We start from the raw sequence: 25,356 nt of genomic DNA on the forward strand, positions 1-25,356 counted from the left end.
GGCCGGGCGGATCACCGGTCCCCGATCACTGCTTGAGCAGCACCGAGAGGTCCTGTTCGGCATCCGGCACAGAGACCGTCCCGCGGTCGTCCGGGAGGCCCTGGATGGTGAACGCGGGAACGCCCTCCTGGGTCGCCGAGAGCATCCGGGAGGCGTAGACCGGACCTCCGGAGACCGGCTCGACGGTCAGGGCGTACGTGCCCTTGAGGCCGCTCGGGACGGGTGCCTCGACGTTCTGGGTGGTCCCGCCCTTGATGGTGAACGTCTTCGACACGGCCGTGCCGCCCCGGCTGCCCGCGGACGCGGTGACCTTGATCCTGGCTCCCTCGCCCGGGGCGGTCACGGCGAGCGTGGACCCCTTGGCGGTGTTGTCCGCGACCGTCGCGCGGGCACCCACCGGGGCGGTGGCCGGAATGAACGCGGTCTCCTGATCGGCGCCCTTGCCCCGCACCACCCGCAGGGCGGCGACGACCGGCACGGACGAGCCGGTGGGGGTGAGCACCAGGGAGCCCGCCTCGCCGCGGGTGACGTCCCCGAGGTCGACGGCGGAGGTCATACCGGCCTTCACGTGCAGTGTCTCGTTGCCCGCCGGGGTGATCGTCCCCGAGGGCGAGGCGAGGCGGACCTTCAGGTCGGCGTCCGTGTCACCGGGCGCGAAGGCGACCAGGCGCACCGAGGTGGCGTCCTTGGGGATGCCCGGCATGACGAGACTGTCCGCGGGGTCGGCGGAGGCCGCCAGCCAGTCGCCGCCGGTCTTGGCGTCGAGCGCCTGTACGGCGGCTCCCACCCGGCCGCTGCGGACCTTCACGTGCACGGTCAGGTCGGCCTGCGGATCGCCGGTCAGGGTGTTCAGCAGGATCGGCTCGCTGGCGTGCGCCTGGACCGTGATCCCGTCGGCCACCGTGGACTTGAGCGTGCCGTCCTTGCCGTACAGATCGATGTCGACGACCGCCGCGGCGTCGTCCGGGTTCGTCAGATGCACGTAATCGGTGCGCTGCGCGGCCGTGCTGGCGCCCGGGAACCAGAACTCGGTGTCGGGCGCGGTGCAGTTGGTGCCGAGCAGGCCGCGACCGGCGCCCGCGGCGACCTCGGAGGTCTCCTGGACCGTCCAGCCGGGCGCGAACTTGCCCGACGCGAGGCCGACGAGGGCGGGCGCGTCGGCACCCGAGGTGTCGCCGGCCGCCGGCTTGCCGGGCTCCTTGGGCTGGACGACGGGCTTGGCGGCCTTGGCGCCGCTCTTCTTGCCGTCGGACGAGCCGGCCCCGTCGGCCGACTCCTCGGTGGCTGCCTGGAGTTGGGCCTTGCCGCTGCCGCTCGCGCCCTCCACGACGGGCGTGAAGGACGTGTACGTCGTATCCGCGATGTCGGAGGTGCTCGGCTGCGGGCAGAGCAGGCTCGTGCGCTCCACGGGCAGCCGCGCGGCCGAGGCGGACGCGCTGTCACCGGAGGCGCCGGCCGGCGTGAGGGTCGCGAAACCGGTGACGGCGGCGAGCGCCGTCGCCGCGGCGATCAGGGACAGGGTGGTGCGGTTCACTGATGGCTCCCGTCGGGGCGCTCACTGTCGTTGCCGTGCGGGGGCCGCGTGGGGTCGTAGGCCGGGTCGTAGCCCTGCTCGCCCGTCTCGTAGCCCTGGCCCCGGGAATCGAAGGGATTGCCGTTGGCGTCGTAGCCCTGGCCGTAGTTCTGGTCGTACGCCGCCGTGCCGCCGTAGGCGTACGGGTCGTACTGGCCGCCCTGGTAGGGATCCGCCTGATAGGGCTGCTCGTAGGTGCCCGCCGGGTAACCCGCCTGGCCCTGCTGGCCCTGCTGGCCCTGCTGGCCCTGCTGGCCCTCGTACTGCTCGCCGCCGTAGGTGTCGTACTCGGCGTTCGCGTAACTCCGGCTGTCCCAGGCGTCGTACGCCTGCTGACGCGGGATGACGGCCGGGATCTCCTCGTCCGCGTCGGCGTCCGCGGGGAACCCGCCGTCGAACTCCGGGTCCTCGTCCGGCCGGGCGGAGTCCGCCTCGGCCTCGGCCTGGGCGCGCAGGCGGCGGGCGCGGCGGCCGTCGCCCGTCATGTCCTCGGCGGTTACGGGCTGCTGCTCCTCGGGGAGGTCGTCGTCGATGTCCCGGCGCCGCCCGGGGAGGGCGAGCACCACGAGGACCAGGGCGAGGACGCCCTGGGTCCACAGCCAGGCCGTGTGGCTCAGCGGTGCGTCGAACGTGACGTCCAGCCTGCCGCCGTCGGCGGGCAGCCGGAAGCCCTGGGCCCAGCCGTCGACCGTGGTGCGGGTCAGCGGCTTGCCGTCCAGGGTCGCCGTCCAGCCGGCGTCGGCGCTGTCGGCCAGCCGCAGCACACGGCCCCCGTCACCGGCGGGGATCGTGGCGTGCACGTCGACCGGACCCGCGGCGATGGACTCCGGGGCGCCCGACGCGGGGACGATCGCGGCGCGTGAGACCTGCTGGTCGACGCGCCACAGGGCGCTGCCGTCCTGCTGGCTCAGCCGGGACAGGCCCGTGGTGGCGTCCAGGACACGGCTCACCTCGCGCGGCGCGCCCTTGCGGACCAGGACATAGCGCACGGCGAAGCCGCCGAGCTGGTCGGCCTGGTCGGCGCCGGAGCCCGCCACGAGGTTGGCGACGACCTTGTCGAGCTTCTTGTTCGCGCCGCCGGCCGCGGCGAGTTCGGCGTCGCCGAGACGGGCGCCGGAGCCGCGGACGAGGACGTAGCCGACCCTGGCGGCCGAACTGCTGTCGAGGACGAGCGTGCGGGCCTGGTCGCGGGTGCCGCTCTCCTCGGCGACGAACGCGGGCACCTGCACCGGGTCACGGCGCTCGACGGGTCCGTCGGCGCCGCGGATGATCCATCCGGCCGCGACGAGCAGGGGGCCGGCGGCGCAGGCGAAGGCGATGAGCGCGGCCACCGGCTGGCGCCAGCCGAAGCTCTGCTCGGCGACCCGCGCGCGGGCACCGTCGGAGCCGACGGCGGCGGCGGCGAGCAGCGCGAGACCGTACACGAGGGTCGCGGGTCCCGCCCAGGTGGAGCGGTTGGACAGGGCCGCGAAGAGAAGTGCCACGACGGCGATGACCCAGGCGGTCCGGATCCCCGCCTGGCGCTCGGAGCGCAGCAGTGCGGCCAGCGCGGCCAGCACGATGCCGAAGAGCATCAGTCCGCTGACGGTCCCCGGTCCGCCGGGGCCGGCGCTCAGCAGGTCGAGCGCGGAGGCCGTGCTCGCGCCGTAGTCCAGGCCGGCCTGCCGGAAGAAGCCGAACGGCAGCAGGGTCAGCGACCAGGGGGCGAGGACCAGCAGCGGGGTGCCGAGCTGGGCCAGGAACCGCAGCCCGTAGGCGGGGATCTCCCTGCGTCGCACCACGAGGAGCGCGACGCCGAGGACCAGCGCGATGGGCCACACGATCGGGGTGAACGCCGTCGTGAACGTCAGCAGCAGGGCGTACGCCCAGGTCGCGCGCCAGCTGCCGCGCGCGCGGGAGCCGTTCGCGAGACCGCTCGCCGCGATGCCCGCGCGCGCGATGAGCGGCAGCAGGATCGCGAGGACGGCGGTGCCGATACGGCCGCCCGCCAGCGCGCCGGTGGCGGCGGGCAGGAAGGCGTAGGCGACGGACGCCCAGGCCCGCAGGAGCCGGGACTCGACGAGGGGCCGTGAGGCGAAGTACGCGGCGAAGCCGGCCAGTGGCACGGATCCCACGAGGAGCACGGTGACCGCGAGGCCGGTGGAGCCGACGAGCACGGAGGCCAGCAGCGCGACGAGCGCGAGGTAGGGCGGGGCGGACCCGGTGGAGCCCGCGCCGACCGGATGCCAGCCGTCGAGGTAGCGCGCCCACAGCTCGGAGACGTCGGCGGGGGCGGGCAGCAGCGCGCCGCCCGCGAGGGCCCCGCCGCCGAGCAGTTGGCGGCACGCGAGGAGCGAGACGAACAGGAGCACCAGGAAGAGCATCGGGCCGGGGTTGCGCGCGATGCGCTTGATCCGGGCGAACTGCTCGATCTCCAGGAAGTCTCCGTCGTCGCCGCCCGGTCCGGACTCGACGGCACCTCCGTGCCGTCCCGCGCCCGTGGTGACGTCGGCGTCGGAGCGGCTCGTCAGGTTGCCCGCGACCTGCTCGAAGGTGGCCCTGACGGTGGCACCCGGAGGCGGGAACAGGGGGCGCAGCTCGCCCTTGTCGACCTGCGGGCGGCCGCGCCTGCGCCGTCCGGCGATGATCCGCTCGGGGCGCAGCAGGGTGCCCAGGAGGCCGCGGATCTCGTCGACGGCCTGCCCGGGGACCTTGCCCACGAGGTAGGCGAGCGTGCGCAGCAGGGTGCCGAGGACGAGGCGGACCAGGATCCAGGGGAGCTGCGCGGTGCGGGCGTTGACGAGGAGGGTGTAGACGGCGCCCGCTTTGTCGACCTTGTGCGGGGAGGCGGCGGTGCGGCCCACGCAGTCGACGGCGCGGCGCTCGCGGGAGGCCGCCTCGGCGTGCCGTACGACGGCTTCCGGGGCGACGAGGACCCGGTGGCCGGCGGCCTGGGCGCGCCAGCACAGGTCGACGTCGTCGCGCATGAGGGGCAGCCGGCGGTCGAAGCCGCCGAGCTCCTCGAAGACGTCGCGGCGGATCAGCATGCCCGCGGTGGACACGGAGAGCACGGGGTGGACGTGGTCGTGCTGCCCCTGGTCCTGCTCGCGTCGGTCGAGACCGGTCCAGCGGCGTCCCGAGTTGGCGATGGTGACGCCGACCTCGAGGAGCTGCCGGCGGTCGTACCAGCCGCGGAGCTTGGGGCCGACGACGGCCACGTCCTGGCCGGCTTCCCGCTCGCTCTCCACGACGCGCAGCAGCTGGGCCAGGGCGTCGGGCTCGGGGGCGCTGTCGTCGTGCAGCAGCCAGAGCCACTGCTCGGGTTCGCCGTGCGGGAGGTCCGGCATGTCGTAGGCGTCGTCGCGCCAGCTGCGGGTGACGGGGTCCCAGCCGCTCGGACGCTTGAGGTACGGCAGGTCGTCCGGGGTCAGTTCGGGGGCGGTGCGGGACGCCTCCTCGACCGCCTGGCCGAAGCCGGTGCGCCGCGCCAGGTGCAGCACGCGGTCGGCGCCGAGCGCCTCGGTGAGCAGCTGGGCGGATTCGTCCGCGCTGCCGGTGTCGGCCGCCACCGCGTTCTGCACGGGGCGGTCCTGGCCGAGCAGCCCGGAGAGGGCCTGTGGCAGCCAGCGGGCGCCGTCGTGGGAGACGAGCACCGCGGTCACCACGTGGCGCGGAAACTCAGGGGCGGCAGCGGCGTCGTTACTGTCTGCCGAAAGGCTGTGCACGGACATCGAGGTACGGGCCCCGGTTCGATGGACTGCGGTGGACGTCTGTGTCCGGCGGGGACAGCGGGACGTCTCGGACGAGGGCCCACACTAACGGCTGGGAAAGACGGCGGCCCGCCGCCTGTGGATAACCCACGCGCGACGGGCCGTTCCTTACGTAAGAGTGTGTGCCGTTTGGTCGGTGGCACCCGCGGGTGCCACCGGTGTTCCGCGTCCGCTGCCGCGTGCGACGGTTTTCAGACAGCGGCCTTCTTCAGACGACGCCGTTCCCGCTCGGACAGACCGCCCCAGATGCCGAACCGTTCGTCGTTGGCGAGCGCGTATTCGAGGCACTCGGAGCGGACTTCGCAGGCGAGGCAGACCTTCTTGGCCTCGCGGGTGGAGCCGCCCTTCTCGGGAAAGAAGGACTCGGGGTCGGTCTGGGCGCACAGCGCGCGCTCCTGCCAGCCGAGTTCCTCGTCCGCGTCGTCGACCAGCAGTTGCTGCACCAGCTCGGTCATGTGCGCCCCTCGTCTGTCTTTCGCGTCCCCGTGATGCTGCCGTTACCGATCCCGGCTGAACGACACGAGTGAAATTACAAGTGTGCCGATCCGGGCCAGTCAAGCCGAGATCTGCTATTGGGCCCCTTATTCACTCTGCGGAACCAAGGCTATGCGGAAAGTGTTCAAATCGGCATAAACCCTGACAGCCCAAGAGGTCCAGGTCAGACGCCCGCCCCCTTCACAGAGGGGGACGTCCAGGCGTTCGATCTCGTTCCGACGCAGACCCCGAAGCGAAACTGATCACATTTAGATCACGGGTCCGCGGCGAGGTTTGTTCACCCGGTTGTGCGCCATGTGTCCGGGGAGTCGCCTGAACAAACCTTTCGCCTGCCAGATGAACCGGATGAGGTGAAACATCGCTCACATACCGGACATGCAGTTGACAGTCGAGGTGTGAACCGGTGTGCTTGTGGGCATGCTCGCGCACTTGGCATCCACCTCGACCCGCACCGCCGGGTCCCTCGGTGCTGCCCACGCGCGCTGTAGCTGTTGTTGCTGTTCCAGCTGTTGAGCCCTACCGCGCTCCGGCTGCCTCGCCGCCACTGAGGCGCATCCCGCCCCCACCGGGGCCACCGCCCGCACCAGGGCTCCTCCCCCGCTCCCGACCCGGGCGGAATCCCCGCCCGCGACCCGGGTGGAAACGGCCAGCGACACCCCAGCACTCTCCCGCCGAGGAACCACCGCATCCATGAACAGCGACAACGACCTCCAGATCGCCGGCGACATCCTCGAAGTCCCGCACCTGCTCCAGCCGCCGCGCGAACACCCCTCCACCGTGGCCGAGTTCGCCGGCCTGGCGCGCTCCATCGCCGCCGACCGGTCCCAGTGGGAACACCTCGTCCGCTACGACGCCGCCTCGCGCTGGTACCACCGGCTGCGCACGGGGCCCGGCTACGAGGTGTGGCTCCTGTCCTGGGTGCCCGGACAGGGCAGCGGACTGCACGACCACGGCGGCTCCTCCGGCGTGCTGACCGTCCTGGACGGCGCGCTGACCGAGCACACCGAGCGGGGCACGCGCGCCCTGGGCTCCGGCGCGCAGCGCGTGTTCGCGCCCGGTTATGCCCACGAGGTCGTCAACGACGCGCTCGAACCGGCCGTCAGCCTGCACATCTATTACCCGGGCCTCACCGAGATGCCGATGCACGCGGCGCGTTGCGCGGTCGCCGAAACCGTGTGACGCGTTCGCGCCCGAGAGCCGCCCGCCGTCACCGGGGTCTCGTAACCGGCTGACACGTTGTCGTACCCGCCTGCGAGACTGAACCCCATGCGCATTGTGGTTCTGGCAGGCGGTATCGGTGGTGCACGGTTCCTGCGTGGTCTCCAGCGGGCCGTGCCGGACGCGGACATCACGGTCATCGGCAACACCGGCGACGACATCCACCTCTTCGGGCTGAAGGTCTGCCCGGACCTGGACACGGTGATGTACACGCTCGGCGGCGGCATCAACGAGGAGCAGGGCTGGGGGCGGGCCGACGAGACCTTCCATCTGAAGGAGGAGCTCGCGGCGTACGGACTCGGACCCGAGTGGTTCGGGCTCGGCGACCGGGACTTCGCGACGCACATCGTGCGGACGCAGATGCTGGGCGCGGGCTATCCGCTCAGCGCCGTCACCGAAGCCCTGTGCGACCGGTGGAAGCCGGGCGTGCGTCTCCTCCCCATGTCCGACGACCGGGTCGAGACCCATGTCGCCGTCACGCTGCCGGAGGGCGACCCGGCCGGGGCCGCGGGCGAGCGCAAGGTGATCCATTTCCAGGAGTACTGGGTCCGGCTGCGGGCCTCCGTGCCGGCCGAGGCGATCGTGCCGGTCGGCGCCGAGCAGGCCAAGCCCGCTCCCGGGGTGCTGGAGGCCATCGCCGAGGCGGACGTCATCCTCTTCCCCCCGTCCAACCCCGTGGTCTCCGTCGGCACCATCCTCGCCGTGCCCGGCATCCGCGAGGCCATCGCCGAGGCGGGCGTCCCGGTCGTCGGCCTCTCCCCCATCGTCGGTGACGCGCCCGTGCGGGGCATGGCCGACAAGGTGCTGGCCGCGGTGGGCGTCGAGTCCACCGCCGCCGCGGTCGCCGAGCACTACGGCTCGGGCCTGCTGGACGGCTGGCTGGTCGACACGGTCGACGCCTCCGCGGTGGAGCGCGTCGAGACGGCCGGGATCCGCTGCCGGGCCGTCCCGCTGATGATGTCCGACCTCGACGCGACGGCGCGTATGGCGCGGGAGGCGCTGGCACTGGCGGAGGAGGTACGGACGCCGTGAGCACCATGGAAGCGGCCTTTCACGGCGAGGCGGAGCGCCCGGGAGGGCGGACCGGCGGCGAACACGGGGACCGGCCCGCCGACGCGGGCTACCGGGTGTGGGCGCTGGACGGACTTCCCGAGGTGCGTCAGGGGGACGACCTGGCGAAGCTCATCGCGACGGCCGGGCCCGGACTCGTGGACGGGGACGTGCTGCTCGTCACCTCCAAGATCGTCTCGAAGGCCGAGGGACGGTCGGTCGAGGCCGCCGACCGGGAGGCCGCCATCGACGCCGAGACCGTCCGGGTCGTGGCACGGCGCGGCGCTCTGCGGATCGTCGAGAACCGGCAGGGTCTCGTGATGGCCGCCGCCGGGGTCGACGCCTCCAACACCCCTGCCGGGACAGTGCTGTTGCTGCCCGAGAATCCCGACGCCTCCGCGCAGGCGATCCGTGAGGGACTGCGGGACGCCCTCGGCGTGGACGTCGGCGTCGTGATCACGGACACCTTCGGGCGGCCCTGGCGCACCGGGCTCACCGATGTCGCCATCGGCGCCGCGGGCGTCCGGGTGCTGGACGACCTGCGCGGCGACACCGACGCGCACGGCAACCCGCTGAGCGCGACCGTCGTGGCCACGGCCGACGAACTCGCCGCCGCCGGTGACCTGGTCAAGGGCAAGGCCTCCGGGCTGCCCGTCGCCGTCGTGCGCGGTCTGGCGCATCTGGTGACCGAGGCGGAGGGCACGGGCGCGCGGGCGATGGTGCGCGACGCGCGGGACGACATGTTCCGGCTGGGCACCTCGGAGGCCGTACGGGAGGCCGTGACCCAGCGGCGTACGGTACGGGCCTTCACCGACGAGCCCGTCGACCCGGGCGCCGTACGCCGTGCGGTCGCGGCGGCGGTGACCGCGCCCGCGCCGCACCACACCACGCCCTGGCGGTTCGTGCTCCTGGAGTCCGCTCGGTCGCGGACACGGCTGCTCGACGCCATGCGGGACGCGTGGATCGCGGATCTGCGGGGCGACGGGAAGAGCGAGGAGTCCATCGCCAAGCGGGTCCGCCGGGGCGATGTGCTGCGCAAGGCGCCGTACCTCGTGGTGCCGTGCCTGGTCATGGATGGATCGCACACGTACGGCGACGGACGGCGGGACGGCGCCGAGCGCGAGATGTTCGTCGTCGCCACCGGGGCGGGTGTGCAGAACTTCCTGGTCGCACTGGCCGGGGAGCGGCTGGGCTCCGCGTGGGTGTCGTCGACGATGTTCTGCCGTGACGTCGTCCGTGAGGTGCTGGAGCTCCCGGAGAACTGGGACCCGATGGGGGCCGTGGCCGTCGGGCACGCGGCGGAGGAACCAAGAGCCCGGCCCGAACGGGACGCGGCGGCGTTCATCGAGCTGCGCTGATTCTGGCGGGGGCGCCTTTGTCTGGCGGGGGCGCCTTCAGCAGGCAGGGCGCCTTTGGCGGGCGGAGTGCCTTCTGCGGGCAGGGTGTCTCTCGCGGGCAGGGCGCCTTGGCGGGCGGGGTGTCTTCTGCGGGCAGGGCGTCTTTGGCGGGGGCGCCTTCAGCAGGCAGGGCGTCTTTGGCGGGCGGAGTGCCTTCAGCGGGCGGGGTGCCTTCTGCGGGCAGGGCGGCGCCTTGGCGGGGGCCAGCAGCGGGCGGGGGTCCTTCTCTGCGGGCGAGGGTGGACCTCCGGTCTCGTGAGCGCCGGTCCGGGGCGTGTGTGCCGGTGCGGTGCCTCGGGCGTGCCGGTCCGGAGTGCGGCTCCGTCGGGGACGTCGGTCGGTGGATGTGGGTGGTCCGGGGTGTTCTTCCCCGGTGTCCGGACACCGGGGCGTGGAGGGAGCGCCTACTCTCGTAGGACAGCCCGCGTATCTCTAGGACCTCATCCGTGTCTGGACGTTTCGCTCCCCGGCCGACGCGTACGACCGTGCGCGGCGGGCATGTCGTGGTGCCCGGCGGCGTGCCGGGCGGAGTACCCCGTCAGGCCGCCGGACCCGGGCACGTCCGCACCTGGACACCCGGCGGGCCCCTGGACCTCGGGCTCGTGCTCGGGCCACTGCGGCGCGGACCGGGCGATCCGACGTTCCGTACGACGCCCGACGGCTCCGTGTGGCGGACCAGCCGCACGCCCGCCGGGCCGGGAACGCTGCGCGTCGCTCTGCGCGGCGGGGTCGTCCGGGGCGAGGCCTGGGGTCCCGGAGCCGCATGGCTGCTCGACCGGCTCCCCGACCTGCTCGGCGCCGCCGACGATCCCGAGGCCTTCGTACCCCGGCACCGGCTGGTCGCGCTCGCCCGGCATCGGCGGCCCGGTCTGAGACTGGTGCGGACCGGGCTCGTCATGGAGTCGCTGATCCCCTCCGTCCTGGAGCAGAAGGTCACCACCGACGAGGCGTACCGGGCGTGGCGGCTGCTCGTGCGGACGTTCGGGGAGCCCGCGCCGGGGCCCGCTCCCGAGCGGATGTACGTCATGCCGGCGCCGCGGACCTGGGCACTGATCCCGTCCTGGGAGTGGCACCGGGCCGGGGTCGACGACAAGCGGGCCGCCACGATCCTGCGGGCCGTACGGGTCGCGGCGCGGCTGGAGGAGGCCGTCGGGTTCGATCCCGTACAGGCGCAGCGACGGCTGGAGCTGGTACCCGGTATCGGGCCGTGGACGTCGGCGGAGGTCGTGCAGCGCAGTCATGGCTCGGCGGATTCCGTGACCGTGGGGGATCTGCATCTGCCGGGGATCGTCGGGTACGCGCTGGCGGGGGACCGGGACGCGGACGACTCCGTCATGCTGGAGCTGCTGGAGCCCTATGCCGGGCAGCGGCATCGGGCCGCTCGGCTGATTCTGCTGGCCGGGCGTACTCCGCCGCGGCGTACGCCGAAGATGCCTCGCACGGACATCGGGCTGCTCTAGGCGGGCCTGGTGGGCCCCGACCTGGGGCCCCGACCTGGGGCCCCGACCTCGCGGGCCTGGCGTCCGCTGTCTCCGGTCGCCCGGTGTCGCCTGCCGGTCGCCTCGGCACAGGGCTTGCGGCGCACCCCGTCGGCCATGCCTCCGCGCGGGCGGGATTTCGCCCCCTCCGCCCCTGCCCTGCCCACCCCTGGGGCTGCGCCCCAGACCCGCTCCTCAAACGCCGGAGGGGCTGACATCTCCCCGCGACCTTGCCGGAGGGCCGGCATCGCCCCTCCGGCAAGGTCTCGGCGGGTCTACTGGTCCGAGGAGAAGCGGAGCGTTGCTGCCGGGATCTGGGCGTCGCACCAGACGCGGACTCCCTCGCGGAGTTCGTTGTCGGGGCCGACCACCGCGCCGTCGCCGATGACCGTGCCGGTGAGGACGGTGCGTTCGCCGATGCGGGCGCCGGCGCCGACGAAGGAGTCGGTGACGACCGCTCCGGGCTCGATGACCGCACCGGCCAGGATCGTGCTGCCGGTGATCCGGGCGCCCTCGCCGACGCGCGCGCCCTCGCCGATCACCGTGCCGCCGGTGAGCTTCACGTCGGGGGCCACCGTCGCCGTGGGCAGGACCAGCCGGTCGCCGCAGCGGCCGGGGACCGCCGGGGACGGAGCGCGCCCGAGCACCAGGTCGGCGGAACCGCGCACGAAGGCCTGCGGGGTGCCCAGATCGAGCCAGTAGGTGGAGTCCACCATGCCCTGGAGGTGGGCGCCGGTGGCCAGGAGCTCCGGGAAGGTCTCGCGCTCGACCGAGACCGGGCGGCCCGCGGGGATCGTGTCGATGACCGAGCGGCGGAAGACGTACGCGCCCGCGTTGATCTGGTCGGTGACGATCTCCTCGGGACTCTGCGGCTTCTCCAGGAACGCGGTGACGCGCCCGGTGGCGTCGGTGGGGACCAGACCGAACGCGCGCGGGTCCTCCACGCGGGTGAGGTGCAGGGAGACGTCCGCGCCCGTCGTCTCGTGGGCCGTCACCAGCGCCGGGATGTCCAGGCCGGTGAGGATGTCCCCGTTGAAGATCAGGACCGGGTCGTCGGGGCCCGAGCGCAGCCGGGAGGCCACGTTGCGGATGGCTCCGCCGGTGCCCAGCGGCTCCTCCTCGGTGACGTACTCGATGTGGAGGCCCAGCGAGGAACCGTCACCGAAGTACGGCTCGAAGACCTCGGCGAGGTAGGAGGTCGCCAGCACGATGTGCTCGACACCCGCCGTGCGCGCCCGCGCCAGCTGGTGCGTGAGGAAGGGGACCCCGGCCGCCGGGACCATCGGCTTGGGTGTGCGCACGGTGAGCGGGCGCAACCGGGTGCCTCTGCCGCCGACCAGGAGGATCGCTTCTGTCACCTGTCGTCTCTGCTTCCTGCCGGGACCGGCCGAACTGTCTTTCGGCCGGCCAGTGTATGCAGACCGTTCGATGGCGCCCTCGATGGCCGTGCGGTGTCCTTCGACGGGCCTCTGCCGTGACGTCAGGTGATCTCTGCCGGTCCGGCCCGGCCGGTCCGTCGCCGGCCTGGCCGTTCCGGGCAGCCGTGCGGGCGGTCTAACGCCCCTGGTAGCGGGCCGCGGTCGTCCTGGCGGAGCCGAGCTTGCCGTAGAGAAGCCGTCCGGGGCACTCCGTGGCGAACCCGTCCCGATGGCCGGAGATCACATTCAGTCGTACGTTCTTTCCTTTTCGGTAGAGATTGCCACCGGCCGACTTCAGGTATGTCTTGCCACGCGGATTGGCACCGTACAGACCGAGTTTCCATGCCGTGAGCCGGGAGATGGCCTTGAGCGCCGCGTCGGTCGGCTTCGTGGCGCCGAACGTGCCGATCACGGCGATCCCCATGCTGTTCGTGTTGAACCCGCGGGTGTGGGCGCCCATGACCGCCTTCGCGACGCCTCCGGCGCGGCCCTCGTAGATGGTGCCGCACTTGTCGACGAGGAAGTTGTAGCCGATGTCGCGCCAGCCGCTGCTCACCACGTGATAGCGGTAGATGCTGCGGATGATCGAAGGCACCTGCGAACAGCTGTACTTGTTGCCCGACGCCGTGTGGTGCACGAAGGCCGCCTTGACCGTCTTCGTGTAGAGGAAGCCGCGTTCGCGCAGATTCTCGTTCGCGCCCCAGCCGTGCCGGGTGACGATGCGGGGGCGCGGGCCGATGTAGGGCGTCGCACGCCGTTGGGCCGTCCCGTCGGGGAAGTACGTGCGCGTGGTCTCCTCCCGCGAGAGTGCGGGGATCACGGTGGCCTTCGTGCCGCCGCCGTTCGTCACGCCCGCGGGCACGGCCTTGGCGCGCAGCCCCGGGGACGCGCCGCCGGCCCGCCCGGCCGTCCGGTCCTGCGGGCTCGGGGGATCCCCGCCGGGGTCGACCAGTTCGAGGCGCAGGCCGCCGGGCAGCGACGCCGTCGCCGGGGCGGCCGCGCGCCTGTTCTCGGGGCCGCCTCCGGTGCCCTCCTCCGGCTCGGGAGCCTCCGCGGCGTCCCGCGCCGCCTGTTCCGGCTCGACGCGGACTTCGACGCCGTCCGAGTTCCCGACCCACAGGGGAGCGGTGGAGCCGTGCACCCGGCTCGACGCGCTCTCGACGGTGTCCGGGTCGGCGGCGTGCTCGTCGTTGTGGGCCTCGACGTCCTGCCAGTCCGACCAGTCGCCGGTGCCGGCCGCCCGGGTACGGACCTGGACTCGGCCGTTCAGCTCGCTGTCCGGGTCGTCCCAGACGACGCCGACCAGGGAGAAGGGCCGTACGTTCCGGCGGGCGAGGCCCTGGGTCTGTGCGGTCGGGCCGAGGGACCGTTTGCGGGTGAGGGGGACGAGGGGCAGGGACTGGGTGCTGCCGGGGGCGGCTGCCTCCGATGTCAGCGTCGACGGCCCGGCCTCGGCCGGGGTGGCGGGCAGGGTCAGCGGAAGGGCGAGTGCGGCCGCGCAGGTGACGCCGACCGAGGAAGCAAGGAATCCACGCATGCTCCTGATCCTGGACATAGTCATACATATCTGTCCATCGCGGAATTGACGGGCCGTCGGACGCGCTCCGCCGAACCGGTGGCGCGCGCGGTCCGTGCCGCGCGGCGTCCCCGCGTACGCTTGCGCGCGTGAAAGCCACCGACCGCACCCCTGCCGACCTGCTGCGATCCGCGCTCTCCGAGGACCCCGCACGTCCTTTGGTGACCTTCTACGACGACGCGACGGGCGAACGGGTCGAATTGTCCGTGGCCACCTTCGCCAATTGGGTGGCCAAGACCGCCAACCTGCTCCAGGGCGAGATGTCCGCCGAGCCGGGCGAGCGGGTCGCGCTGCTGCTGCCCGCGCACTGGCAGACGGCGGTGTGGCTGCTCGCCTGTTCCTCGGTGGGCGTCGTCGCGGATCTCGGCGGTGACCCGGCGGCCGCCGACCATGTCGTCGCGGGCCCCGGCCGGTTCGACGCCGGGCTCGCCTGTTCCGGTGAGCGCGTCGCCCTCTCGCTCGCGCCGCTCGGCCGCCGCTTCCCGACGCCGCCCGCGGGATACGCCGACTACGCCGTCGAGGTGCCGAGCCAGGGCGACCGCTTCGCGCCGTACGCGCCCGTCGACCCGGAGGATCGGGCACTGATCGTCGCAGGGGCCGCGTACACGGGCGCGGAGGTCGTGGAACAGGCCCGCGCCGACGCCCCGGGGCTGGATCTGACGGGACCCGGTTCACGCATCCTGTCGGCGCTCTCGTACGACACCTGGGAGGGCGTGGCCGCGGGCCTGTACGCGCCGCTGGCGACCGGCGGGTCCGTGGTGCTGTGCCGCCATCTCGACGGGCTGGGCGACGACGCGCTCGCCCGGCGGATCGAGAGCGAGCGGGTGACCGCGACGGCCCGTTGAGACGGGCCGTCGAAACCGGCCGACGGGACCGCCCGACAAGGGGTGTCCGCCTCCCGGCGGGGCCCCCGCGGAGTGCCGTGCGCGCCGGGGCGTCCCCCGTTCGGCCCATCACCGGCCCCCCTCACCCGCCGCGCCGGGACATGGTCGTAGGAGCAGCCGGACCCGTTCGTACGCCATGAGGGGTGGTGGTCCCGACGTGACCGACACCGATGGCACTCCGTCCGGAAGCCCCGAGGAGCCGGGGCCGGGAGCGTCGCCCACAGGGGCGGGGGCAGGTCGCCGGCGGCGGCGCTGGCTGCGCTGGACGGCGACCGGGGTGGCCGTGGTGGTCCTGGGCGCCGTGGCGGTCGGCTGGGCCGCGTACGAGAAACTGAACGGGAACATCACGGCCGACAACGACACGGCGGCCGAGCTCGCCCGGTACGAGAGGGAACGGCCCACCGCGCTCGTGCGCGACGCGCAGAACATCCTGCTGATCGGGTCCGACTCGCGCTCGGGGGCCGGGAACAAGAAGTACGGCCGCGACTCGGGGACGGAACGGTCCGACACCACGATCCTGCTGCACCTCGCGGCGAACCGGCGCAGCGCGACCGCCATGTCGCTGCCCCGCGACCTGATGGTGGACGTGCCGGGCTGCCGGCGCCCCGACGGGACCCGCACCGACCCCATGTTCGCGATGTTCAACTACGCCTTCGAGGTGGGCGGCTCGGCCTGCACGATCCGGACCGTCGAGAAGCTCACGAACATCCGCGTCGACCACCACATGGTGGTGGACTTCCATGGCTTCAAGGACATGGTCGAGGCGGTGGACGGCGTCGAGGTGTGCCTGCGCGAGCCGATCGACGACAAGGCGGCGAAGCTGAGGCTGCCCGCGGGCAAGGTCGTCCTCAACGGCGAGCAGGCGCTCGGCTACGTGCGCGCCCGCAAGAGCATCGGCAACGGCAGCGACACCGACCGGATGGACCGCCAGCAGAGGTTCCTCGGCGCGCTGATCAGCAAGGTGCGCAGCGACGACGTCCTGTTCAATCCGGCGAAGCTGTACCCGGTACTGGACGCGGCCACCTCGTCGCTGACCACCGACCCGGGGCTGGCGAGCCTGCGCGGCCTGTACGACCTCGCCCGCGGCCTGCGCGGCATCCCCACGGACAGCATCCAGTTCCTGACCGTGCCCCGGACGTCCTACGTCCTCAACGCCAACCGCGATCAGCTCGTGGAGCCCGCGGCGGCCCGGCTCTTCAAGCGGCTGCGCGCGGACAAGCCCGTCGTGGTCGCGAAGGAGCCGCCGACGCGCCCCGCCCAGGGCCAGGCCCCGCATTCCGTAAGCCTGTACGGGAAATCCTTCCGCGATGACGAAGAGAAGTCGGACGGTCACGGAATGTCGACGTCAATAGGGGTCGCGCGTCTCTCCGGCACACCCGATCCGGCCCCGACTTTCCGAGGCAACACGGCGGCACAGGACGCCTGCGGGTAAAGCGCACACCAAGGCGGGGAACAGCTGAGCTAAGAAGTCTCGAAAAATGGGGCGGATTGCCCGGTTGTAGGGAAGTTGAATTTGTCACGGCCGTCGCTGGACGCTGAACTGGGCGGATAGTGTGAGCGATCCGGTGCACCCGGCCACGAGGTCCGTCCTGGAGGTCGCGCACTGCTTGACCGAGACCCGAGCGCCTTTTGAGGGGGAAAAGGCGCCGCGTGGCCCCGACGGAGGATTCAGACAACCGTGGACGCGCAAGGCCGTGGGCGGGCGGACGACATCGACCCCGCAGACCAGTGGGTGCTCAACCCGAACACCGGTGAATACGAACTGCGACTGCCCCCTTCCGGAGCGCAATCGGGAGTGCCGCGGCCGCGGAGGGGCGCACCCTCCGCGGCGACGCGCACCCGAAGCGCGCCGGGCCGGGACCGCGCGGCACCGGGCAGGGACCGTGACGCACCGGGACGGGACCGTGAGGTGCCCGGCCCCGACGTGCCGGGGCCGCGCCGACGGCGTGCCGAGCCGCCGGAACCCCTGCCGGGGCGCCGACGCGGCCGCAACAGGCCGCCCAAGAAGTCGAAGGCGAAGAAGATACTGCTCTGGACCGGCGGCACCATGGCGCTGGTCCTGGTGGCCGTCTCGGGCGCCGCGTACGCCTACCTCAAGCACCTCGAGGGCAATGTCCAGACCGAGGACGTCGGCAGTTCCGCCAAGGACGGCTTCAGCAAGGACGAGGCCTTCAACATCCTCATCATCGGCACCGACAAGCGCACCGGTGCGGGCAACTCGGGATACGGCGACAAGAACAGCGTCGGCCACGCGGACACGAACATCCTGCTGCACGTCGCCAAGGACCGGACGAACGCGACCGCGATGAGCATTCCGCGCGACCTGATCGTCGACATCCCCGAGTGCCGGTCGAAGCAGGAGGACGGCACCGAGAAGGTCATCAAGCCTTCGGAGGGTGTCCGCTTCAACACGAGCCTCGGCCAGGAGGGCCGTAACCCCGGCTGCACGATGGACACGGTCAAGGCGGTCACCGGCATCACGGTCGACCACTTCATGATGGCCGACTTCAACGCCGTCAAGACGCTGACCACCGCGGTCGGCGGGGTCGACGTCTGTCTCGCCAAGAACGTCGACGACGCCGACTCGCACCTCAAGCTCTCCGCCGGCGAGCACACCATCAAGGGCGAGCAGGCCCTGGCCTTCGTGCGCACCCGGCACAGCTTCGGCAACCAGGGCGACCTCGACCGCATCAAGGTGCAGCAGCAGTTCGTGGGCTCCCTGATGCGCAAGATGAGCTCCAGCGACACCCTCACGAGCCCGACCAAGCTGTACAAGCTGGCCGAGGCCGCCACCAAGGCGCTCACCGTGGACACCGGCATCGGCAGCGTCGGCACGCTCAAGGACATGGCCCTGGAGCTGAAGAAGGTGCCGCCGAAGAACATCACCTTCACCACGGTTCCGGTGATAGACAACCCGGCCGAGACGGTGCACGCCACGGTCGTCCCCAACCCCAACACCGCCCCGGCGGTCTTCGACGCGATCAAGAACGACGTCTCCTTCAGCGCCGTGAAGCAGAAGGCGAAGAAGGAGAAGGCCGCGGTGGCCGCCCGCCTCAAGGGCTCCCGTTCCGCCGCGTCCGAGATCCGCGTCGACATCTACAACGGCGGTGCCGTGTCCGGCTCCGCACAGGAAACTCTTAACTGGCTGCAGAATGATGAGGGCGTGCTCAAGTCCAGCCAGCTGGGCAACGCCGACGCACCGCTGAGCAAGACGACCCTGGAGTACTCTCCCGACCAGGCCGACCAGGCACGCAAGCTGGCGGATCTCATGGGGCTGTCCGGCTCGGCGATGAAGCCCGGCGAGAGCGAGAAGAACTCACAGGGGCTGCCCGCGATCGTGCTGACCCTGGGCAAGGACTTCAAGGGCGCCGGAGTGCCTTTGACCGCTGCGACGAAGGCGCCGGACGTGGAGAAGTCCACGGCGGACAAAACGGTGTGCGCGAAGTGACCTAACGGGTCCGTCAGGCGTCCTACAGGGCGCGAGCGGCGGGGGGGGGGGGGGGGGGGGGGGGGGGGCGGGCGCGCCCCCCCCCCCCGGGCGGGGGGGGGGGGGGGGGGGGGGGGGGGGGGGGGGGGGGGCCGGGGGGGGGGGGGGCCGGGGCGGGGTGGGTGGGGGGGGGGGGGGGGGGGGGGGGGGGGGGGGCCCCCCCCCCCGGGGGGGGGGCCGCGGGCGGGGGGGGGGGGGGGGGGGGGGGGGGGGGGGGGGGCCCCCCCCCCCCCCCCACGCCCGACGGACCCGTTTGTCAGGCGCTGGGTGGGGAGAGGCTGGGAGATGGCGCGAAGCAGTGTGCGCGGGGAGGGAGCACGACCACGTGTCCCGCAAGCCGGCGAACTGGGCTGGGACGACAGCGTGTACGAGGAGGGCGGCGACGCCGTCCGGACGGCGGACGGCGACGGCACCGGGCCGCTCGGCCCGCAGGAGCGGGGTCCGCTCGGCGGGGACGACGACGGACGGCACGGGATCACGGGCCGCCCCCGGCGCAGACGCCGAATACTGCGCTGGTCGGCGATGGTGCTGTCGGTCCTGATACTCGGCACCGCCGGTGCCGGCTATCTCTACTACCGGCACCTGAACAACAACCTCAAGCGGGAAGACCTGAACATCGGCGACGCGAAGGACCGCGCCGCCAAGACGAAACCGAACGCGGCGGGCCAGACCCCGCTGAACATTCTCCTGATCGGTTCGGACGCCCGGAACTCCACCGAGAACCAGAAGCTCGGCGGCGCCAAGGACACCTTCGACACCCCGGCCCGCGCGGACGTCCAGATGCTGCTGCACCTGTCCGCGGACCGCACCAACATGTCGGTCGTGAGCATGCCGCGCGACACCCTGCTGCGGATACCCAACTGCACCGACACGGAAACCGGGAAGACCTACGCCGCGAGCTCGTCGCTGACGATGACGAACGACTCGCTGGGCCGCGGCGGCCCCGGCTGCACGGTCGCGACCTGGGAGAAGCTGACCGACATCCACATCGACCACTTCATCATGGTCGACTTCGCGGGTGTGGTGTCGATGGCCGACGCGATCGGCGGCGTCCCCGTCTGTGTGGACGCCAACATCTACTCGCACACCTCCACCGGTCACGGCTCCGGACTGAAGCTCGAGGAGGGCACGACGTCCGTCAAGGGCAAGCAGGCCCTGCAGTGGCTGCGCACGCGGTACGGCTTCGAGGACGGCAGCGACATCGGCCGGACCAAGGCCCAGCACCAGTACATGAACTCGATGGTGCGCCAGCTCCGTGAGAACGCCACGCTGAGCAACCCGGGCAAGCTGCGCGGTCTCGCCGAGACGGCCACCAGCGCGCTGACCGTCGACCAGGGCCTTGGCTCGGTCACCAAGCTCTACGACCTCAGCAAAGAGCTGAAGAAGGTCCCGACCAAGCGCATCACCATGACCACGATGCCGTGGGTGTACTCCAGCGACGGCAACCGGGTCCTGCCCAAGCCGGCGGACGCGGACAAGGTCTGGCGGCTGCTGCGCGAGGACATCGCGCTGGACGGCAAGGACAAGAAGAAGACCGCGGAGAAGACCTCCTCGGACCCGGCCGCGGCGGACGACAAGATCGCCGTGCTGGTGCGGAACGGCACCCGCACCAGCACGCTGGCCCCGGTGTCCGGACGCGCCAGCGCGGTGAGCGAGCTGCTCGTCGGCGAGGGATTCACGCAGGCGAAGGCCGACCCGTCGACGGTGACCGCCGAGGCGGCCACGGTGATCCGCTACCCGAGCGCCGATCTGGAGGGCGACGCCCTGCGGGTCGCCAAGGCCCTCGGGATGTCGAGCCACGCGGTGGAGAAGTCGGCGGACGTCTCCGGGGTCACGCTCGTCGTCGGCGCCGACTGGCGGGACGGCACGACGTACAAGGCACCCGAGGACGACGACTCGGCGCCCGAGTCCGCGAAGCTCGACAAGGGCTCGGACACCAGCGCCTGCATGCACGTCAACCCGGACTACACCTGGTCGTAGGACCGCGCCGCGAACGGCGGTCGGGCCCCTCTCGAAGGCGAGAGGGGCCCGACTCATGTGCGGTGGGCGGCCCGCGCGGGGATCAGGGCCCCCTCGTCGGCTCGGGCGTACGCATCTGCCCGAACGTCGGGGAGGCGCCTCCCTCGTGCCGCCTCAGCGGGTCGGGGCGGCCCCTCCCCCATGCCGTCTCAGCGGGTCGCGCCGACGACCGCGGGCCGCCGGGACGCGATCACCTTCTTCGCCAGGGACCTGGGGCTCGTCAGGAAGCCCCAGCCCCACGACATGTGCATCGTCGCGAGGGCCACGGGGATCTGAAGCCGGGCCTTCGCCGGCAGCCCCTTGCCCGCGGGCAGCGAACCGAGCCCGATGGCCGCGAGATAGCCGGCCGGGACGATCAGGCCCCACGGAGTCAGCACCGCGCCGACGACCAGGCCCGCCGCGATCGCGCAGACGGCGGTCGGCGGGGCGAGGTAGCGCAGGTTGATGGAGCCCTCGTGGTAGCGGGCGACGACGTGCCGCCAGCGGCCGTAGTCCTTGTACTGCTTGGCCAGCGCCTTGACGGACGGCCTCGGGCGGTACGACACCTTCAGCTCGGGCGAGAACCAGATCAGCCCGCCGGCCTCACGGATCCGGAAGTTCAGCTCCCAGTCCTGGGCGCGGATGAACTCCTCGTTGTAACCGCCCTGCCGCTCCAGCGCCTCGCGCCGGAACACCCCGAGATACACGGTCTCGGCCGGGGCCGCCTCACCGCCCGTGTGGAAGGCGGCGTTGCCCACGCCGATCTTCGACGTCATGGCGGCGGCGACGGCGTGCTCCCAGTCGTTCTCGCCCTCGGCGTGCATGATGCCGCCGACGTTCTGCGCGCCGGTCTCCTCCAGGAGCCGTACGGCGGTGGCGATGTAGTTCGGGGACAGCATGCCGTGCCCGTCGACGCGCACGACGACGGGATGCCGGGACGCCTTGATCGCGGCGTTCAGGGCCGCGGGCGTGCGCCCGGTCGGGTTCGGCACCGTATGGACGCGCGGGTCCTCACGGACGAGTTCGGCGGCGATCTCGTCCGTCCGGTCCGTTGAGGGACCGATGGCGATCACGACCTCCATCTCGCCGTCGTACTCCTGCGCCAGGATCGCTTGGACGGCCCCGCGCAGATGCCGCTCCTCGTTGAGGACGGGCATGATCACAGAAACGGCGGGGGACCGCACGTCAGACTTCTCGCTCATTGGAGCTCACGTTACCGCGAACGGGGGACACGGTCGCGCGCCGCCCGGCGTAAGGACCGGGCCGCAGATCGTATGGGCCTACCGTGCACACGGATCCCCACGCCAGCGGAACGCGGCTCCGTCCGGCCCCGCGGAACGCTTCCCTCCCCCGTCCAGCCTCGCGGAGGTGTCCCCCTTGCCCACGCCGCCCCGCTCCCCCGTCCGCCCTCAGCGCCCCCCGCGGCCGTCTCCCGCACGGCGCCCCGTCCGGCGCTCCGACGGACGGCCCGTACGACCCGTACGGCGCAGGAGGCCACGCTGGGCCATGCGGGCGCTGACCACCGTCTCCGTGGTGGTCCTCGCCTCGGCGGGCATCGGACACGCGGTGCTGAGCAGCCTGGACGCGGACATCGCCCGGGTCGACCCGTTCAAGGACATGAAGAACCGGCCCGAGGGCGGCCACGGCATGAATCTGCTGATGGTCGGCACCGACGGCCGGGAGAAGATCACCCAGGCGGAGCGGCGGAAGTACCGGCTCGGCGGCGCGCCCTGCCACTGCACCGACACCGTCATGATCGTGCACATCTCGGAGGACCGGGAGCGCGCCAGCATCGTCAGCCTGCCGCGCGACTCCTACGCCGAGGTGCCCGCGCACACCGACGAGGTCACCGGCAGGCGGCACACCCCGCACCCCCTCAAGCTGAACGCGGCGTACGCGGAGGGCGGCCCGACCCTGACCGTGCGGACCGTCGAGAACATGACCCACGTGAAGATCGACCACTATCTGGAGGTCGACTTCACCAGCTTCATGAAGACCGTCGACGTGCTCGGTGGCGTCCGTATCTGCACCGCGCAACCGCTGAAGGACCGGTACACCGGCCTCGACCTGGCGGCCGGCCCGCATCTGCTGGGCGGCGGACAGGCCCTTCAGTACGTACGGTCCCGGCACACCGACGGCTCCTCCGACCTCGGCCGGATGAAGCGCCAGCAGCGCTTCCTGGCCTCGCTCGCCTCCCAGGCCACGTCCTCCGGGGTGCTGCTGAACCCGATGAAGTTCCGGGACGTGACACGGGCGGTGCTGGGCTCCGTGCGGGCCGACAAGGGGTTCGGCACGGACGAGCTGCTGGACCTGGGCCGGGCGATGCGGAACTTCTCCCCGTCCTCGTCCGAGTTCACGACCGTGCCGATCGGACAGATGGCCTACCCCGTGAAGGGCATCGGCTCGACCCTGAAGTGGGACGAGCCGAAAGCGCGGAAGCTGTTCCAGGAGCTGCGCGAGGACAAGCCGCTCGCGGCGCCCCGGGCGCCACGGCCCCGGGCCGTCCGGGTGGCCGTGGCCCCGCAGCAGATCCGGGTCCAGATCGAGAACGGGACCTCCACGACGGGTCTCGGCAAGCGGGTCGACGGCGCGCTCGCCGCCACCGGCTTCCGGACGACGGGCCGGCCCACGACGGCCCGCGACCCCCACGTCCGGCGCACCGTCGTCGCGTACGACCCCCGCTGGGACCGCTCGGCGAAGTCCCTCGCCACCGCGCTGCCCGGCGCCGAGCTGCGCGCGGTCCCCGGGCAGGGGCCGCTGCTGAAGGTGATCGCCGGTGCCGACTTCAAGCGGGTGACGCGGGTGCGGGCCGAGGATCCCGCTCAGGGCGAGTCCGGGGTGATCACGGGAGACCAGGTGGTGTGCCCCTGACCCGGACACCGGCGGAGTCCCTCGGCCGGGTCCCCCGGTCCGTCATCGCCCTCGCGACGTGCACCCACCCGGCGCCGGAGTGACTCCGCCGGCGCCGTGCCGCGCGTCCGCCCCCTGCTCCGCGTCCGTGGCCCTCGTCCGTACCCGGTGCCGGTGCCGCGTCCCGCCGCATGATCCGGGGGGCAGGGCGGTCCTAGTCGTCGAGGCCTTCCGCCGCTCGCTTCTCGCGGAGGTCCATGATCGCGCGGCGGCGGGCCAGCCGGTGGGTGCGGCGGATCTGCGCCTCCTGGAAGCGGCGTTCGTCACGCTCGGTCTCGGTGACGACCGGCGGCACCCGGCGGGGCTTGCCGTCGCCGTCCACGGCGGCGAAGACGAGATAGGCCGAACCGACCTGCTGAGGCGGGGTGGACTCGTTCCAGCGCTCGGCCAGGACCCGCACACCGACCTCCATCGAGGTCCGTCCGGTCCAGTTGACCTGGGCCTTCACATGGACCAGGTCACCCACGCGAACGGGTTCGAGGAAGGCCATCTCGTCCATCGAGGCGGTGACGGCGGGCCCGCCGGAGTGCCGCCCCGCCACGGCGCCCGCCGCGTCGTCGACGAGCTTCATGATCACGCCACCGTGCACCGACCCCAGAAGGTTCGTGTCGTTGTGGGTCATGATGTGGCTGAGGGTGGTCCGGGACGCGGAGGTCGGCTTGCCCGGGATGTCGTTTTCCGGGTTGGGGGCCTGATCTGTCATGTCCTCCACCTTATGCCGGGCGCGTGGCGGTCTTTTTGCATCAGCTCTGCAACAGGCGTGACCCAGATCTCCCGGCTCCCTTGTAAGACGCCTGGTGGAGAGCGGCACACTGGTCGGCATGAATGATTGGCCCGACGGGTGGTCCGACGACAACCGCAGCGATCGCTACGGACGCGGCAGCGCAGGCGCACAGCCTGAGAGCGCCCGCGTCATGCGCCAGGTCCGTCGTGGACCCGCCGCACCCGCACCGGGCCAGGGCGCGCCGCCGTACGGCGCCGGGGTGCCCCGGCAGCCCTCGTACGTCGACGGCCAGGGCCACGACGAGGGCCAGGGCTACGACAACGGGTACGACTCCGGCTACAACACCGGCCACGTGTACGGCAACGGGCCCGGCGGTCCGCAGGGCCCCGGCGGCGGCGGTGACGCCTATCCCCGGCGCCCCGCGCCGAACTGGCGGCGCCGGATCAAGTGGACCGCGATCACGCTGGTCACCGCGATGGTCGTGGTCTCCGTCGGAACGTACTTCTGGGCCGACTCCAAGCTCCACCGTGACGTGGATCTCTCCAAGGTCATAGACCGGCCGGAGACCGGCGAGGGAACGAACTATCTGATCGTCGGTTCCGACAGCCGCGCCGGCATGTCCGCCGAGGAGAAGAAGAAGCTGCACACCGGCTCCGCCGAGGGCAAGCGCACGGACTCGATGATGATCCTGCACACCGGCAGCAACGGCTCCACGCTGCTCTCGCTGCCGCGTGACTCGAACGTCACGATCCCGAAGTTCCAGGGCTCCGAGTCGGGCAAGATCAAGGGCCCGCTGGGCCCGAACAAGCTGAACGCGGCCTACGCGTTCGACGGTCCCACGCTTCTGGTCAGGACCATCGAGTACAACACCGGCCTGCACATCGACCACTACGTGGAGATCGGCTTCGCCGGGTTCGCGGGCATCGTCGACGCGGTCGGCGGTGTCGAGATGACGCTCGACCAGGGCTTCAAGGACAAGTACTCCGGCGCCGACTTCAAGGCGGGCAAGCAGACGCTGAACGGCGAGCAGGCCCTCGCCTTCGTCCGTACCCGGCACGCCTTCGCCGCCTCGGACCTCCAGCGCACCAAGAACCAGCAGAAGTTCCTGGCCGCCCTGGCCCACCAGGTCGCGACCCCCTCGACGGTCCTGAACCCGTTCAAGCTCTACCCGACGATGGGTGCGGGTCTGGACTCGCTGGTCGTCGACAAGGACATGAGCCTGTGGGACCTGGCCGACATGTTCTGGGCCATGAAGGGCGTCACCAGCGGTGACGGCACGTCCATGAACATGCCGATCTCCGGTTCCGCCGGCGGCAACCTCGTCTGGGACAAGGCGAAGGTCAAGACGCTGGTGAACGAGCTCAAGAACGACGAGAAGGTCACGGTGTCGGGCAACTGA

General features: G+C 72.1%; 17 protein-coding genes. 10 read left to right on the forward strand and 7 right to left on the reverse strand.

What is annotated here, in order from left to right; all coding sequences use genetic code 11:
• Positions 1–25: 25 nt before the first annotated feature.
• The 3 genes from ACF07B_RS14545 to ACF07B_RS14555 all read right to left on the reverse strand — a co-directional run bounded on the left by ACF07B_RS14545 (position 26) and on the right by ACF07B_RS14555 (position 5,777).
• The gene (locus tag ACF07B_RS14545) at positions 26–1,534 is read right to left on the reverse strand and encodes a DUF5719 family protein (protein ID WP_392179226.1); all 1,509 of its coding nucleotides are present in this window, start codon (positions 1,532–1,534) and stop codon (positions 26–28) included.
• Positions 1,531–5,283, reverse strand: a complete 3,753-nt coding sequence (locus ACF07B_RS14550) for a glycosyltransferase family 2 protein (RefSeq protein ID WP_392179227.1) — start codon at positions 5,281–5,283, stop codon at positions 1,531–1,533. The genes ACF07B_RS14545 and ACF07B_RS14550 overlap by 4 nt, the downstream gene beginning before the upstream one ends.
• A gap of 230 nt (positions 5,284–5,513) precedes the next feature.
• Complete coding sequence (locus tag ACF07B_RS14555) at positions 5,514–5,777, reverse strand: WhiB family transcriptional regulator (RefSeq protein ID WP_003975777.1); 264 nt, start codon at positions 5,775–5,777, stop codon at positions 5,514–5,516.
• A gap of 730 nt (positions 5,778–6,507) precedes the next feature.
• Here ACF07B_RS14555 and ACF07B_RS14560 point away from each other — a divergent pair.
• From ACF07B_RS14560 to ACF07B_RS14575, 4 genes are all read left to right on the forward strand, one after another.
• Entirely contained in the window at positions 6,508–6,996 is a 489-nt protein-coding gene (locus ACF07B_RS14560) for a cysteine dioxygenase family protein (protein ID WP_362408058.1), read from the forward strand.
• Positions 6,997–7,083: 87 nt separating this feature from the next.
• A complete protein-coding gene (cofD, locus tag ACF07B_RS14565) occupies positions 7,084–8,067 on the forward strand; it encodes a 2-phospho-L-lactate transferase (RefSeq protein ID WP_369481246.1) in 984 nt (327 codons plus the stop codon).
• 5 nt (positions 8,068–8,072) lie between these two features.
• The gene (locus tag ACF07B_RS14570) at positions 8,073–9,443 is read left to right on the forward strand and encodes a coenzyme F420-0:L-glutamate ligase (RefSeq protein ID WP_392179523.1); all 1,371 of its coding nucleotides are present in this window, start codon (positions 8,073–8,075) and stop codon (positions 9,441–9,443) included.
• Positions 9,444–9,928: 485 nt separating this feature from the next.
• Positions 9,929–10,942: a DNA-3-methyladenine glycosylase family protein gene (locus ACF07B_RS14575; protein WP_392179228.1), complete on the forward strand. Its 1,014-nt coding sequence runs from the start codon at positions 9,929–9,931 to the stop codon at positions 10,940–10,942.
• 293 nt (positions 10,943–11,235) lie between these two features.
• Here the strand turns inward: ACF07B_RS14575 and ACF07B_RS14580 are convergent, their stop codons facing one another.
• A complete protein-coding gene (locus ACF07B_RS14580; RefSeq protein ID WP_392179229.1) occupies positions 11,236–12,318 on the reverse strand; it encodes a sugar phosphate nucleotidyltransferase in 1,083 nt (360 codons plus the stop codon).
• Positions 12,319–12,514: 196 nt separating this feature from the next.
• A complete protein-coding gene (locus ACF07B_RS14585; protein WP_392179230.1) occupies positions 12,515–13,915 on the reverse strand; it encodes an N-acetylmuramoyl-L-alanine amidase in 1,401 nt (466 codons plus the stop codon).
• A 128-nt stretch (positions 13,916–14,043) separates the two neighbouring features.
• Between ACF07B_RS14585 and ACF07B_RS14590 the strand changes: the two genes are divergently transcribed.
• The 4 genes from ACF07B_RS14590 to ACF07B_RS14605 all read left to right on the forward strand — a co-directional run bounded on the left by ACF07B_RS14590 (position 14,044) and on the right by ACF07B_RS14605 (position 20,305).
• Positions 14,044–14,799, forward strand: a complete 756-nt coding sequence (locus ACF07B_RS14590) for a TIGR03089 family protein (RefSeq protein ID WP_362408046.1) — start codon at positions 14,044–14,046, stop codon at positions 14,797–14,799.
• 196 nt (positions 14,800–14,995) lie between these two features.
• Positions 14,996–16,270 carry an LCP family protein gene (locus ACF07B_RS14595; protein ID WP_392179231.1) on the forward strand — a complete coding sequence of 425 codons (1,275 nt, stop codon included), beginning with the start codon at positions 14,996–14,998 and terminating at the stop codon, positions 16,268–16,270.
• 246 nt (positions 16,271–16,516) lie between these two features.
• A complete protein-coding gene (locus tag ACF07B_RS14600) occupies positions 16,517–18,286 on the forward strand; it encodes an LCP family protein (RefSeq protein WP_392179232.1) in 1,770 nt (589 codons plus the stop codon).
• A gap of 324 nt (positions 18,287–18,610) precedes the next feature.
• Positions 18,611–20,305, forward strand: coding sequence for an LCP family protein (locus ACF07B_RS14605; RefSeq protein ID WP_392179233.1), 1,695 nt, complete (start codon positions 18,611–18,613; stop codon positions 20,303–20,305).
• A gap of 188 nt (positions 20,306–20,493) precedes the next feature.
• Here ACF07B_RS14605 and ACF07B_RS14610 read toward each other — a convergent pair whose 3' ends face one another.
• The gene (locus ACF07B_RS14610; RefSeq protein WP_329300042.1) at positions 20,494–21,525 is read right to left on the reverse strand and encodes a glycosyltransferase family 2 protein; all 1,032 of its coding nucleotides are present in this window, start codon (positions 21,523–21,525) and stop codon (positions 20,494–20,496) included.
• A 304-nt stretch (positions 21,526–21,829) separates the two neighbouring features.
• Here ACF07B_RS14610 and ACF07B_RS14615 point away from each other — a divergent pair, with 304 nt between their 5' ends.
• Positions 21,830–23,194: an LCP family protein gene (locus ACF07B_RS14615; protein WP_392179234.1), complete on the forward strand. Its 1,365-nt coding sequence runs from the start codon at positions 21,830–21,832 to the stop codon at positions 23,192–23,194.
• 193 nt (positions 23,195–23,387) lie between these two features.
• Here the strand turns inward: ACF07B_RS14615 and ACF07B_RS14620 are convergent, their stop codons facing one another.
• Positions 23,388–23,936, reverse strand: a complete 549-nt coding sequence (locus ACF07B_RS14620; RefSeq protein WP_369481255.1) for an acyl-CoA thioesterase — start codon at positions 23,934–23,936, stop codon at positions 23,388–23,390.
• Between the two features lie 118 nt (positions 23,937–24,054).
• Here ACF07B_RS14620 and ACF07B_RS14625 point away from each other — a divergent pair, with 118 nt between their 5' ends.
• On the forward strand, positions 24,055–25,356 hold the full coding sequence (locus ACF07B_RS14625; protein ID WP_369481256.1) for an LCP family protein: 1,302 nt from the start codon (positions 24,055–24,057) through the stop codon (positions 25,354–25,356).

The organism is Streptomyces sp. NPDC015532 (assembly GCF_043078065.1).
Lineage (GTDB): Bacteria > Actinomycetota > Actinomycetes > Streptomycetales > Streptomycetaceae > Streptomyces.